12 protein-coding genes and 2 tRNA genes are annotated in these 14,379 nt (G+C 35.7%); 4 read left to right on the forward strand and 10 right to left on the reverse strand.

What is annotated here, in order from left to right; translation table 11 throughout:
• Positions 1-43 precede the first annotated feature (43 nt).
• Positions 44-129, forward strand: a tRNA-Tyr gene (locus tag COMX_RS06105).
• A gap of 76 nt (positions 130-205) precedes the next feature.
• Here COMX_RS06105 and COMX_RS06110 read toward each other — a convergent pair.
• Positions 206-1,612, reverse strand: a complete 1,407-nt coding sequence (locus COMX_RS06110) for a hypothetical protein (RefSeq protein ID WP_034338158.1) — start codon at positions 1,610-1,612, stop codon at positions 206-208.
• Between the two features lie 433 nt (positions 1,613-2,045).
• On the opposite strand from COMX_RS06110, the gene COMX_RS06115 reads away from it, so the two are divergent.
• On the forward strand, positions 2,046-2,843 hold the full coding sequence (locus COMX_RS06115; protein WP_034338161.1) for an N-acyl homoserine lactonase family protein: 798 nt from the start codon (positions 2,046-2,048) through the stop codon (positions 2,841-2,843).
• Positions 2,844-2,894: 51 nt separating this feature from the next.
• Here COMX_RS06115 and COMX_RS06120 read toward each other — a convergent pair whose 3' ends face one another.
• The 9 genes from COMX_RS06120 to COMX_RS06160 form a co-directional block, all read right to left on the reverse strand.
• The gene (locus COMX_RS06120; RefSeq protein WP_034338165.1) at positions 2,895-4,019 is read right to left on the reverse strand and encodes a zinc-dependent alcohol dehydrogenase family protein; all 1,125 of its coding nucleotides are present in this window, start codon (positions 4,017-4,019) and stop codon (positions 2,895-2,897) included.
• A gap of 116 nt (positions 4,020-4,135) precedes the next feature.
• Positions 4,136-4,534 carry a hypothetical protein gene (locus COMX_RS06125; protein ID WP_034338167.1) on the reverse strand — a complete coding sequence of 133 codons (399 nt, stop codon included), beginning with the start codon at positions 4,532-4,534 and terminating at the stop codon, positions 4,136-4,138.
• Positions 4,535-4,700: 166 nt separating this feature from the next.
• Positions 4,701-8,198, reverse strand: a complete 3,498-nt coding sequence (locus COMX_RS06130; RefSeq protein WP_034338169.1) for a phage fiber-tail adaptor protein — start codon at positions 8,196-8,198, stop codon at positions 4,701-4,703.
• A gap of 296 nt (positions 8,199-8,494) precedes the next feature.
• The gene (locus tag COMX_RS06135) at positions 8,495-8,725 is read right to left on the reverse strand and encodes an Arm DNA-binding domain-containing protein (RefSeq protein WP_051461917.1); all 231 of its coding nucleotides are present in this window, start codon (positions 8,723-8,725) and stop codon (positions 8,495-8,497) included.
• A gap of 160 nt (positions 8,726-8,885) precedes the next feature.
• Positions 8,886-8,977: transfer RNA gene (locus COMX_RS06140), tRNA-Ser, on the reverse strand.
• A gap of 89 nt (positions 8,978-9,066) precedes the next feature.
• Entirely contained in the window at positions 9,067-10,518 is a 1,452-nt protein-coding gene (gene gatB / locus COMX_RS06145) for an Asp-tRNA(Asn)/Glu-tRNA(Gln) amidotransferase subunit GatB (RefSeq protein ID WP_034338172.1), read from the reverse strand.
• Positions 10,515-11,996 carry an Asp-tRNA(Asn)/Glu-tRNA(Gln) amidotransferase subunit GatA gene (gatA, locus tag COMX_RS06150; protein ID WP_034338175.1) on the reverse strand — a complete coding sequence of 494 codons (1,482 nt, stop codon included), beginning with the start codon at positions 11,994-11,996 and terminating at the stop codon, positions 10,515-10,517. The genes gatB and gatA overlap by 4 nt, the downstream gene beginning before the upstream one ends.
• Positions 11,996-12,304 (reverse strand): Asp-tRNA(Asn)/Glu-tRNA(Gln) amidotransferase subunit GatC, encoded by a 309-nt coding sequence (gene gatC, locus COMX_RS06155; RefSeq protein ID WP_034338178.1) that lies wholly within the window; start codon positions 12,302-12,304, stop codon positions 11,996-11,998. The genes gatA and gatC overlap by 1 nt, the downstream gene beginning before the upstream one ends.
• 279 nt (positions 12,305-12,583) lie before the next feature.
• A complete protein-coding gene (locus COMX_RS06160) occupies positions 12,584-13,312 on the reverse strand; it encodes a tetratricopeptide repeat protein (RefSeq protein WP_051461918.1) in 729 nt (242 codons plus the stop codon).
• 192 nt (positions 13,313-13,504) lie between these two features.
• On the opposite strand from COMX_RS06160, the gene COMX_RS06165 reads away from it, so the two are divergent.
• Positions 13,505-14,020: a GNAT family N-acetyltransferase gene (locus COMX_RS06165; protein WP_034338181.1), complete on the forward strand. Its 516-nt coding sequence runs from the start codon at positions 13,505-13,507 to the stop codon at positions 14,018-14,020.
• Between the two features lie 14 nt (positions 14,021-14,034).
• Positions 14,035-14,355 carry a YnfA family protein gene (locus tag COMX_RS06170; protein WP_034338183.1) on the forward strand — a complete coding sequence of 107 codons (321 nt, stop codon included), beginning with the start codon at positions 14,035-14,037 and terminating at the stop codon, positions 14,353-14,355.
• Positions 14,356-14,379 lie beyond the last annotated feature (24 nt).

Consider the following 14,379-nt stretch of genomic DNA (forward strand, 5'->3'; position numbering starts at 1 on the left):
GACAATTGATAAATAAACCTGTTATTAACCTCGTATCTTATACGGAGGGGTGCCCGAGTGGCTAAAGGGGGCGGACTGTAAATCCGCTGACGTACGTCTACGTTGGTTCGAATCCAACCCCCTCCACCATACTGATTTTTATCAGTTGATTCTATTATATATTTTCCTAAATTAACAAATTATAATGCTGTAATTAAAACCCACTCTACTTCTTTAATAAAAATTCTTTAAATTTATTAACTTGAATTTGTTTACTTTCTAAATAATAAAAATAATTTTCCATCAAAGAACCTATATTTTCAGGTTTCTTTGCTTTGTGCAACCGCTCAACACAATAGCTTGCTAACTCGTTATCTTTGGCATCTGCTAGTAAAATAAAGTAAAATATTGGATCACCAATGGAGACATTAAAATCCTTACTATGATCATCCCAACCATTTGCTATATCTTTAATAAACTTACCAATAGAAACTTCAAACTCATCAATTTTTATTTTTTTCTCAAGCATCGCATTTAAAATATCAGATGGTCTTACGCCATTTTCTTGTCCTGCTTCAAAATCTTCATAAGAAATATCTTCATATTTCTTATCTTTAATAAATTTTTTAACTGTTACTGGGGAAACTGGTATCGTGCTTAAACATTCTTCCCAATCCTCACACCAAAAATCAGTCTTCAAATCAATATCTATCATTCTAGCTGTTAGTCTATATAAAACAAACCATAAATTCTTATTATCATCTTGCAATGTAAAAAAAGCTGGGTAAGGCCATACTAATATAGGGCTATAAGATAGTTTACCATGTGCGATAACATTTCTTACACTTAATATTTCACCAATAAAATATTTTACTTTATCATCTAACAAACCCTGCTGATGTAACATAAAAAATATCTTAGATTTAATACTATAATCTGCCGAAAAAGTATCTTTTAAGATTTTTGTTTTCTCTTTGATTTTATCTTGTAATTCTTGAGAATCATATAATATATTTTTATATAATTTTTCTAGAAATAACTTTATTTGCTCTTGACCTTTTTCTTTTTGCTCGTCCTCATGCCTTGTCACAAGCAACTCTAAAACATGATAAAAAGAAAGCAAAGCCTCATCAACACCTCTTACCGGATCCAAATCTAATGGACTATCACTACTATCCTGTAATAAAAAATATTGTGCTTTTCTCCATCGATCCAACAAGAAATTGAATAACTGTTTATCTTTATCAGAAAAGCTATTTAATTGTTTTAATAACTTTGTTAATTGCTCAGTAAGATCAACACCGTCTTTCTGATAAACAATAATTTTATCATCAAATTTTTTCTGTTCATTAATGGAAGCAGTGCCGCATTCTACAACATGCCCAACATCGTAATATTGCTTAGTAATAAAACTTAATATTCCTAAAATCATAAATAAATCAGCACGTATAAAACTCTCTGCATCACTATGACTAGAAAAATGATACACTTTTGCAATTAAATCTATTTTAATTTTATTATCTGCTATTTTTTTAACTTTCATATTGTTAAAAACAAACAATAATTTATCAAAATTAAGATCAGTTTCTAAAGTCTTTGTAACTAATACATATTTTTTATTAATGTCACTCATAATTTTGCTTCTTTCAAACATGATTAGTAATGATAAATTTAATTTTTCTTATTCTTTCAATTTAATCATAATCATTCTATTTATCCAAAAATGTATTCAGACCACATTAATTATATCTTTTTTCTGAATTCTAGACTCTGTACAAAAGACTAAATCTCTACAACACCTTGTTTTCCTCATTTTTATCTACGATTTTCGCACGATTTCTAGCTGTTTTATGAATGATAATCGCTCTATTTTATATTAACTATTAAATTATACATGAGTTATCAACAAAGTTATACAGGTACCAAGTATTTAACATGCTTCTTTCTTAAACATTTATAATTTTCGTACAGTATATTTTAAAATCTATTTTATAATAATAGCTTCATTTTACAAAATAACACTCCTACACATGATATTTGCGAACAATTGAAATATTGAGGTGAAAATGCAGGAAATTAAATTATATGCGATGACTTGTGGATGGATCACCATGCCCGCAGGGTTCTTTCTTGCGGGTCAGACTGGAAATTTAGCAGTTCCTGTTCCTTGTTATTTTATTGAGCACCCCAAAGGCACTATTTTATTTGATACAGGTCTAGAGACAGCCTTACAATCAGATAATGCTGATATAGTTAAAGAGGCTTTGGGTATTTTTGCCAAGATTACTACTGTGCAATATCAACCAGGAGAAGATATAACCTCAAGATTAGAAAAATTTGGTATTGATCCTAAAAAAATTAATTTTATCATTAATTCTCATCTACATTTCGATCATTGCGGTGGGAATGTTGCAGCCCCTAATGCACGATGGATTATCCAAAAAAGAGAATGGCAAGCCGCACAAAAAGATGAAAATATAGAAAAACAAATCTATTCTCCTCATCATTATGATCTTGGTCATGACCGCATTGAAGTTGATGGTGAGTATGATGTTTTTCAAGATGGCACCATCATTTTAATTCCAACTTATGGTCACACAGACGGGCATCAATCTTTAAAAGTAAAACTAGGTGATCAAACCATAATATTAACAGCAGATGCGTGTTATTTAAAACATTCTTTGGAGAATATGACACTGCCCGATGCCATGGTCGTCAATGATCCAGAAAGCATGATTAATAATTTTAAACTCTTTAAAAAACTACAAGATAAAGGAGCAAAAATCGTTTTTGGTCATGATCCAAAACAAGCATCAACCTTAACTGACGGTGAAATCAAAAGAATTTATGCAAACGATTTATAAAATAAAAAGCGTATTTTAACAAATAATATCAAAATACGCCTTTATCATTCATTAAAAAATAATCAGTTGGCGAATTCCTTCACCATTAGCCAACCGCTCAAAACCTTCATTAATATCTTCAAGTTTTATACGATGTGTAATTAACTTTTCAACAGGAAGCTGTTTTTTAACCATCATACTCGCAAACCGCGGAATATCACGTAAAGGCACACAAGACCCAACATAAGATCCTTTTAACGTTTTTTCTTCTGCTGCCAAACTGACCGCAGGAAAACTGATCTCTGCTTTTGGATGAGGCAATCCCCCTGTAACGGCCTGTCCACCACGCTTAATAATATCATAAGCAAATTTTAATGCTGGAACCGCACCTGCCAGCTCAACAGCAAGGTCAACGCCTCCTGGTACTAGCCTGCGCACTTGTTCTATTGCATCAGGTGCACTTGGATCAATAGCATAATCAGCACCTAGCTCCAAAGCAAACTGACGTTTCTCTTCACTAATATCGACGGCAATAACCGTCTGTGCCCCTGCAGCCAATGCACCCAATAAAGCTGCCAGTCCAACACCACCAAGACCGATAATAGCACAAGTTTGCCCTGCTTGTAGCTGACCAGAATTAAGCACCGCACCAACCCCAGTTAACACAGCACATCCAAGGACAGCAGCTGTTTCCAAAGGAACAGATTTATCAATCTTTACACAAGATTCTTGAGCTACTATCGCATGCGTGGAAAAAGCAGAAACCCCAAGATGATGATTAACCTCTTCACATTTATACTGAATATGTTTGGTACCCCCCAAGAGCTCACCTTTACCCGATGCCGCAGCACCTGGCTCACAAAGAGCTGGCCGGCCTTCTGCGCAAGGAATACAATGCCCACAGGAAGGAATAAAAACCATCACCACATGATCGCCAGGTTGAAAGCGAGTAACATTAGGACCAACAGCCTCAACAATCCCTGAGGCCTCATGTCCCAACGCCATCGGCATCACCCGCGGGCGATTGGCATTAATTACTGATAAATCTGAATGACAAAGTCCTGCCGCAACCAGTTTTACCAGAAGCTCTCCATTTGCAGGAGGACTAAGCTCTGCTTCGACAATTTCAATTGGTTTTGAATCTGTATAAGGTCTGGGAAGACCCATTTCACGTAATAAAGCAATTTTCGTTTTCAACAAAAGAACTCCTTTATCTTTTCAACTGCTTTATTACTATACTTTATTTATAATATTTTAATATAAAATTATAAATAAAATTAACTTCTTTTTAATAGTTAGTATCTACTTCAATATTAAGAACCTTCTACAATACCCGCGCACACATAAGAAATCTGAATGTTATTGCCAAACCAGATTTTTAAACTATCACCTCCTACACTAAAAAAACGTAGCATACGATCTTTTTCCTTTTTTAAAGTCAAAGGGGTATTAAAGGTAATTGCACGACCATCATCTTCATTGAACAATATTCTGTCGTTGGGAATAGCAATATACCCTCCTTCTTGAGGATATATCCAATTATGAGTAATATTTAATGTTGCTTCATTAGCATTCCATTTAATGACAATATTATTATAGAGTTTTACCTGAAAATCAAATGCAGTTCCATACCATTCAGTCAGAGGAAAAGCTTGTAGAACATGTGCATTAGATAAATTTTTGTTATTTAGACACTCTTGATTAGTAGACATAATTTTCGTCCTTTTATATAATTAAAACAAAAAAACCGTCCAAATACATTGAACGGCTTTGAAAAAATTAGAATAAAGATAGATTAACCCATCTTATTAAAATAATAAGATTATTTGATCAAACAATCAAATAACTTTAACTGAGTATGACTTCACAAACCATTCATCAGCTTACATAAAAACTAAATCGTCCTTCAGAAATTTGTATTCTTTGCGACCAGTCTGAAGATGTAAAAAGTTGCTTAGGAAACCATGCTATCTTAATTTGCAATTGATCACCAGCTTTAACAGGGTATGAAAGTGATCCATTTAAAATATCACTTGGTTTATATACTGTTTTATTATCGGATTTTAAAATACTATATGGTTTTAAACTATGTTTCACTAAACTAGACGGCAACCAAATAGCAGGGTTAGTTTTCTTACATACACATACCCATAATTCATCATGCTCTTGGAAAATTGTTCCATCAACCCCCGTCCCCGAATTATCATTAAATGAAATATTATAATCTAAATGCAAAACACCATCCGTTGGAGATACCCATAAAGACTCTGAGTTATTCCAAAATTGATACCCTTCACCCATAGAGGTTTTAGGGGGCAAAGCCCCTTCATTGACAGCAACCCAAGCTGGTTGAACATATGAATTTCCACGACTAAGCAATAAAAAACCAGACCCTATATAAGTAAACGTATTAGACGATTTTGATGATGAAATAGTGCCATTCCAATGATCACCATCCCACCAACAAGGCATGTTCTGTGCTTCATTCCAAGCTTGCATACGTGGTTTTAAATCAGTTGTACTTATATCAGTTGTTAAAGGGAGTTGAGAAATAATTGTTTTTACTTTTAACTCCATATGACCATCTTGCAAATCATCAATTTTTAGACCTAGAGTACTTACACCAATCACATCCCAATCAGTTAACACCGCGGGGTAGTCTTTATTTGCACGAACAAAAAGTATATCTTGAGAAACTTTTCCATTAACCATTAAATTTTTACAGGCAACAACATATCCCGTTGTAACAGTATTAGGTAATCCATTATCCAAACCGATAGCTACAGAAGCATCGTAAATAACAGGGCATAATCGAGTATATGTATTATCATTATATGTTGATATTGAACGATTAGCCTTTATCTTATTACATGCTATCATAGCCCCAGTGCCATCTGTGCTGTCAATACTTACGATATTATCAGTTGGTGTACCTGTATATCTCAACCTCGCAGATTTAATGGACCCATCAGAAGTATAGTTACTTAATGTTAAAGGCAAACCTTCTTGAACGTTAATTCCATCATTATAACTCATGTAAATTTTAGTTTTTTTATTGGTTTGATCATAAAACGACATTTTACCTTTTCCATCAGTAAAAATCGTATTGTTATCAAATTGTGAATAACCTTGAGCTTGAAATAGACCTCCAACTGTCAATTGGTTTTTTATCGACAATGAATCTCCAATATTAAGTGATTTTGTGGCTGTAATATCACCTATAACTCTTAACCTACCCATTCCAGGAGAAGTTAATCCTGATGTATTGTCTACAATAACTCTAACATCATAATCATTTGCTTTGCCGTCGGCATTTAAGTAAGTTGTATGAAAATCAATATAACCAGCCTCCATACCATTACCACCAAGCTCTATACATCTTGCATTTAAACTACCGTTTCCCGCAATTTTACAATACCCACTAGCAGCGCTGATGCTACCTGAAATACTTATATTTCCTTTTCCATCGGTTTGAATTTTATCATTATCTAGGCTCGCTGTACCTACTGCAATCAAATTTTTGCCAACAGTTAAATTTGATGAAGCTCTTACTAATTCAGCAATTATAGATAAATTACCCTTGCCATTTAAACCTGATATATTATCTACTGAAACTCTGGCATCATAATCGTTTGCCTTACCATCTTCATTAAGATAAGTCGTATGAAAATCAATATATCCAGCCCCAGTAGAATTATTACCAAGCTCAATACAAGAAAGCTCTGCAGCACCATTATTTTTTATTTTTGAACCACTTACTCCGAACGACAAAAGACCAACAATATTGACCTCTTTAGATGATAATCGTATAGTACCACTATCAAACTTGTCTTTTTCACCACTCCCATCTAGAACTGAAATTGAAGCATCTGATTGATTAGTTGTTTTTCCATCTCTTAAACTTATAGATCCAGATTTTCCAGAATTATTTACTTGCCCAACTTCTAAAGCTTGTAGTTTTAGGGTTCCCTCTCCTCCAGAAATTATATTACCATTATCAACAAATATTCCTCCCTTTGAATAAATATTACCCTCACAATCTATTGTAAATTTTTCATCTACTATTGAGAGTATTGAATAGAGATTATTATCATCAATAACATTCCCTTTTGGAGTAATTTTAAAAGCTGTTACTAATGAGACTTCTCCTGTTGAATTGGTTTGATTCTTATAGAATGTAAGATTACCATTACCATCTGATTGAATTAACCCATCATCAGAAACAATAGATTTAACTTTTGCATCAACAGTTCCATCATTAATAAAACTGACCCCTTGTTTTCCTTGTGGAATAGAGAAATCAAAAGTCGTAGTAGTTTGATTTGTAGTGGCAGTTACAGCAGCTAGTTGATCATCTGATATTGTACTGACTGTTCCCACTTGAATGGTAGGTGTTATTCCTTGTTTACCTTTGACCAGCCCAAGATTTAGGATATTGTTGTTATTATCATCTGTAATTATTTCTGCAGTTGCCTCTAAATCAGAATTAAGTGTTTCAATCTTACCAATAACAATAGTAGGTGTAAGTCCATCTTTTCCAGGAGCACCTTGAGGGCCAGCAACTGTTGCCAAAGGGCCCTCCCATTTATTATCATTGGTAAAAATATAAGTACTCGCATTATGCCCATCATTATCGAGTAACAAATACATATCTCCTGGACGAGGCATACCACGTTTATCTTCAAGACCGACGGTTTCATCTGGTGCTTTTATTCCAGAATACCACCAAGACCCAGCATCCCCTTTAAAGCCTTGAGGTAACGCAAAGTTAAACTGAGTTGTAGTGCCAGAAGTAACCGCAGTTACCTTGGCATCTTGTCCAGCAGATAAGGTTGTCGTTATCCCTGCTATAATTGTTGGGGTAACACCTTCCTCTCCATGAGGAATATCAATATTCAAAATAGCAGCACTTGGAATACCAACATTTGTAACAACTGCTGGTTGATCAGGGGAAACTGTCGACACTTTACCAATCGTAATCGTACCCGCAGGACCAGTATCTCCCAAAACAATTTTATCTTCTTGTTCTTGCGATATAATCCCTTCAGACATGACTGTCAAAGTGCATACAAATTCTATAACTTCGTTTTCTTTAGTCATAATAAGAAAACGAATACCCGTTTTTGTATTCAGACTTCCCCCACCAATACGACATCTAAATGTTTTCCCAGTAAAGGTGATTTCATCAATAGTCATTTTTTGATCAGAAGGCTGTCCAACAATATTAATAATACTATCTGTTGCCTTCATCCGATTAACAACAGAAAAATTATAGAAAATCTCTTCTATTGGTGATTTACAAGGCAATTCTATAACCTTATTCCCTAAACACCCACTGGGTAATATAACAATCACTGGCCTTAAATTACAAGACATGCCGTGTCATTCCTTTTAATATACTAGAAATAAAAAAAGCCGCCTCAATAATTTGAGCGGCTTTTAAAATAAAAAAGGTGCTTAATGCACCTATATAATTAACTTATAAATATTTTATACTAGTAATAATATACTCTATTTTGATCAAAAAATCTATATATATATTAAATATCGATATTATTAATTTATATATTATAATAAAAAATAGTATAATAAATCGAATATTCTCAAATGTATTACCCTGTTGTGTAGATTTAATGTCTTTTCTTTGCTTCTTGGTAAGTCCAGGGTCGATATTATTTACCAGCCTCACGCTTAGCATCATCTCGTACCTGTCTAGCTTCAGCTAAATATACAAGAGGATAAGCTCCAAAAGACAAAACTTTTCGTTTACCATTAAAGCGATATGCCATTTGCCAAAGTTTGGACCCGTTTTTCTTAACCTGAAAATACAGTCCTTGGGCATCAGTTTTCTTTTTATCAGTAGCTTCTGGTTTAAAGGCTTTTATTTGTTTATCTGTCAACATAATAGGATAATACCAACAAAATTAATCCCATACCAACAATAATACCAACTAATTCTTTGCTTTAAAATGCTTAACTTTGTACGAGTTTGCTCAGTAAAAAAGCAAAAAACAGCTGTTGTTGTAGAGTTTATGATGTTTTGTAGGAAAATGTATAGATATATGGCGGAGGGGATGGGATTCGAACCCACGGTACGACTTACATCGTACAACGGTTTAGCAAACCGCCGCCTTCAGCCTCTCGGCCACCCCTCCGCAAGAAGAGTTGCTTAGTAACACGGCGTTTGCTCTGATATGGTTCTAATCGTTTATTAAGAAGCTGTCAATTTACTTTTTTACTTTTTTTAAGATAATTGTTTTTTCAAAAGATCATTCACAATGGCAGGGTTGGCTTTGCCTTGCATCACCTTCATGACTTGTCCAACAAAAAAACCAAATAATTTATCTTTACCTGATTTATACTGTTCAACTTTATCAGGATTAGCAGCTAAAATCTCTGTAATAACCTTTTCAATCGCACCCGTATCAGTAACTTGCTTTAAGCCTTTGCGCTCAACGATATCGCCAGGCATATCCCCTGTTTCAACCATATCTTCAAATACTTCTTTGGCAATTTTACCATTAATGGTGTTGTCAGCAATCAAATCCAACAACGCACCTAGCGCATCTGCACTGATAGGGCTTTCATGAATTGTTAAACCTTGCTTATTTAAAACAGCAAATAACTCACCTGTAACCCAATTGGATGCCATACGACCATCACGACCCTTTGCAACTTTTTCAAAGAAGTTCGCAATATCTTGCTCAGCAACCAAAACATTAGCATCATAGCGAGGCAATCCATAATCAGACTGGAAACGATTACGTTTATCATCAGGCAATTCAGCCAAAGTTGATTTTAAATGATCCACATGAGATTGTTCAACAATCAAAGGCAATAAATCTGGATCTGGGAAATAACGATAATCATGCGCATTTTCTTTGCTACGCATCGTACGAGTTTCTCCGCGAGCCACATCAAAAAGACGAGTTTCTTGATCGACTTCACCACCATTTTCATAAATTTCAATATGGCGTTTTGCTTCGATCTCAATCGCTTGCATCACATAACGAATGGAGTTGATATTTTTTAATTCACAACGCGTGCGATAGTCTTCGCCTGGTTTGCGTACAGACACGTTCACGTCTGCACGCATAGAGCCTTCTTCCATATTTCCATCACACGTGCCAAGATAACGCACAATCGCACGGATTTTACGAAGATAAGCCCCAGCTTCTTCAGGTGAGCGCATATCAGGTTCACTGACGATTTCCATCAATGCCACGCCTGAACGGTTTAAATCAACAACGGTTTCTTTGGGGGTTAAATCATGAATGGATTTCCCCGCATCTTGCTCTAAATGCAAACGGGTAATGCCGATATTCTTAACGGAACCATCATCCAATTCAATTTCAATCGTGCCTTCACCTACAATCGGAAACTCGAATTGAGAAATCTGATAGCCTTGAGGCAAATCGGCATAGAAATAATTTTTACGGTCAAAACGGCTCATTAAGTTAACTTTGGCATTTAACCCAAGACCTGTGCGAATGGCTTGATCCACACATTCACGGTTTAATACAGGCAACATTCCTGGAAATGCAGCATCAACCAAGCTAACATGAGTATTTGGATCCGCACCAAAATGTGCTGATGCACCAGAGAATAATTTGGCTTTACTGATGACTTGGGCGTGAACTTCCAGCCCAATGACCACTTCCCAAGCACCCGTTGAACCTTCAATCATATAACTCATAGGGAACCTCCAGCACAAAGAGTGGGTTTATGGGTAAAGTTAGCTGCTTTTTCCATTGCAGAGCCAACCGCAAACAATGTTTCCTCACCAAAAGGACGGCCTAATAACTGTAATCCCAAAGGCAATCCTTGGCTGCTTAATCCAGCAGGAATGGCAAGGCCAGGCACACCAGCCATGCTGGCGGGAACCGTAAAGATATCGTTCAGATACATTTGCACAGGATCGTCTAGATTTTCACCTTTGGCAAAGGCTGCGGTTGGTGCGGTTGGGGTTAATAACACATCCACTTTATCAAACACATTCATGAAATCTTGATAAATCAATTTACGCACTTTTTGCGCACGCAAATAATACGCATCATAATATCCCGCAGAAAGCACATAAGTTCCCATCAAGATACGACGTTTAACTTCATCACCAAAACCAGCACCACGCGTATTGGCATAAAGCTCATCAAGGCTTGCACCATCTACACGACGACCATAACGAACGCCATCATATCGAGCAAGGTTAGAAGAAGCCTCAGCAGGGGCAATAATATAATAAGTTGCTAACCCATATTTTGTATGAGGCAAAGACACATCAACAATTTCACAGCCTGCTTCTTTAAGCCAGTTAATCCCTTGCTGCCAAACAGCTTCAATTTCTGGGGATAAACCAGGTGCGCGATACTCCATCGGAATACCAACCTTCATCCCCTTTAAGGAACGATTGCACGCTGCACGATAATCAGGAACTTCTTTATCTACAGAAGTGCTGTCTTTTGGATCAAATCCAGCCATAGATTGTAACATAATCGCGCAATCTTCAACAGATTTCCCCATTGGGCCGGCTTGATCCAAAGAACTTGCATAAGCAATAATGCCCCAACGGCTGCAACGACCATAGGTTGGTTTAATCCCCGTAATCCCACAATAAGCCGCAGGCTGACGAATAGAGCCACCCGTATCCGTTCCAGTCGCACCCATTGCCATTTGTGCAGCCACCGCAGCAGCAGAACCACCAGAAGACCCACCAGGGACAAGGAAGGTATCCTCACCTTGACGTTTCCATGGATTTTCCACGGCACCAAAGGCAGAATTTAAATTGCCAGAACCCATCGCAAATTCATCAAGATTCACTTTACCCAAAAATACCGCACCATCACGTAATAAATTAGCGGTTACTGTGCTTTCATAAGGAGGCACAAAATTTTCCAATATACGGCTGGCAGCGGTGGTTTTAACACCTTTGGTACAAAATAAATCTTTAATCGCCAAAGGAATACCCGTTAATGCAGGCGCATCCCCAGCTGCCAATTTTTGATCTGCTGCTTTGGCTTGTTCAATCGCAGCGTCCGCAGTCACCGTAATATAGGCATTAATACGGTCATTCAGGGTATTAATTGCATTCACATGTGCTTTGGTTAATTCTTCGGCACTGAATTTCTTTTGACGCAATCCATCGACTGCCTCGGTAATTTTTATTCCCGTTAACATTATTCAACCACCTTTGGCACAGCATAAAAATCGGCAATCCGTTCAGGAGCATTGGAAAGAACATCTTCTTTACAATCCCCATCCGTCACCACATCTTCGCGCAAGCGTAATTGCGCAATTTCCGTGCCAACCATTGGCTGAACATTGCTTACGTCAACTTCGTTTAATTGTTCCATCCAATTGATAATTCCACCTAAATCCGTGGCATATATTGTCAATTCTTCTTCTTTGACTGCCAAAGAAGAAAGTTTGGCAACACGTTGGACAATTTTCTTATCCAATATTTTATCCGTCAATTCAGCCCCCATCGTTTCAATAGTGCTTTTGTTATAAGATCAAGAAATTAGTTTTATTCTATACCATATTATAAGATCAAAGAAATACAGGGTTATTTATTTTATTTATATTTTATGAAATAATAATTTCATTCTACGAACAAATCTCTGTCAGTTTTTTAATAACAGTAATTAATCGTTGTTGATATTCGAACAATACGGCTAATAGACTAAATTTATAAAAGAGCTAACCATAAATTCTTTAATTGTGGTAACTAAGAATACAAATTATTAAGACGTATCTTACACAGCTTAATTATTTTGTATTAAGAAATTATATTCTCTACACCCATCTTGACTTTTTAAATCGCAAGCTTGTTTAAAATATAATTTTGCCTTTTCTTTATCTGCAGAAACTCCAACACCCTCTTCATACATAAATCCCGAGTTATATGCAGCATCCACATGGTTTTTCTTTGCCGCTTTTTTAAATAAATTTAACGCTTCACGATAATCTACAGGCATTCCCTGACCTTTATAATTCATCAATGCCAAATTATATTGTGCCTCAGGAAGACCTTGTTCTGCAGCTCTTTTATACCATAATGCCGCCCTTTGATCATTTTGCGGGACCCCTAAACCACGATCATACATCCGTGCAAGATTAAAATCAGCTTGGGGCATATATTGATAAGCTGCCATTTGAAAATATTGAATCGCCTTGGCATAGTCTTTGGAAACACCTTTGCCGTCAACATACATTAATCCTAAATTATATTGAGCTTGAGCATCCCCTTGTTGAGCAGCTCTTTGAAAATATTCAACTGCTTTTTTGTCATCTTTTGGAACTTGTTTGCCTTCAAGATACAATACGCCAAGATTAAATTGATCTTTTATACTTCCTTGTTCTGCTTCTTTATGCATCTTTATCAAATCGGTATTAAGCTTATTTGGAAAAACAATAATATCAGTGTCAGCCATCACTGTACTAGCAAAAGAACATCCAGCTATAACAAAAAATAAACCTAAAGAGCGTTGCATACTTTATAAATCCTAACTCACCCACATCAAAAATATTCCAGGTTAAATGTTAACGCAAGTATATTTAATATCTATTTGTTTTAAACTTTTCACATCAAAGAAACAAGATTTTACAGACTTTATTATCTTTATACAAAATGTTATAAACGATGACCATAGAACAACTTTAATTTATTTTACGAAACAATTAAGATGAATATTTTTCCTGCTACTGATCATGATCTCAATGCTATCTTAGCTATCCAAGATTTATGCTATCATGAAATAGAACCAGAATCCGCGGAATCAATGATATCTAAAATACATATTAGTCCTGAAACTTGTTTTGTTGCCAAAGATAGTCAAGACGACATTAAAGGCTATTTATTGTCCATTCCTGCGACATTAGGAAACCCTCCACAACTACACAGTGAGACACAAGTCATAGATCAGCATGCTGATTGTTTATATTTACATGATTTGGCCATTCATCCCAAAGCCAGAGGAATGGGTGTTGGTAAATTATTATTCCAACATTTCGCCAAAATAGCTTATCAAAAACAATTTCAACATGCTTCTTTAATTTCAATTCAAAATTCAGTATCTTTTTGGAAACAATATGGGTTTTCCCCTATTATTCCAGATAAAGTTTTACAAGAAAAATTGAAAACCTATGGTGATAATGCAACCTATATGGAGTGCTATTTACCTGATTTTTATTCTCATTAATTGATTACTAAATAATGTCTTTTGTATTTTATATCTTAGCCGCTTTTGCAGAAATTGCAGGATGCTTTTCATTTTGGGCTTGGGTCAAATTAGAAAAGTCCCCTTTGTGGTTATTCCCAGGGGCAATATCTCTTCTTTTCTTTGCTTGGATATTAACCAAAGTTGATATCGATATGGCAGGGAGAGCCTATGCTGTTTATGGCGGAATTTATATAATTTGCTCCCTTATCTGGTTATGGGTCATAGAGGATACTCGCCCTGATAAATGGGATATTATTGGTGCCATTATTTGCCTTATCGGTGCTAGTATTATTTTATTTACACCTAGAACATAGTTAAACATAAAGAAAAGCCTTACT

It is taken from the genome of Commensalibacter papalotli (ex Servin-Garciduenas et al. 2014) (genome assembly GCF_000527695.1).
Classification (GTDB): Bacteria; Pseudomonadota; Alphaproteobacteria; order Acetobacterales; family Acetobacteraceae; genus Commensalibacter; species Commensalibacter papalotli.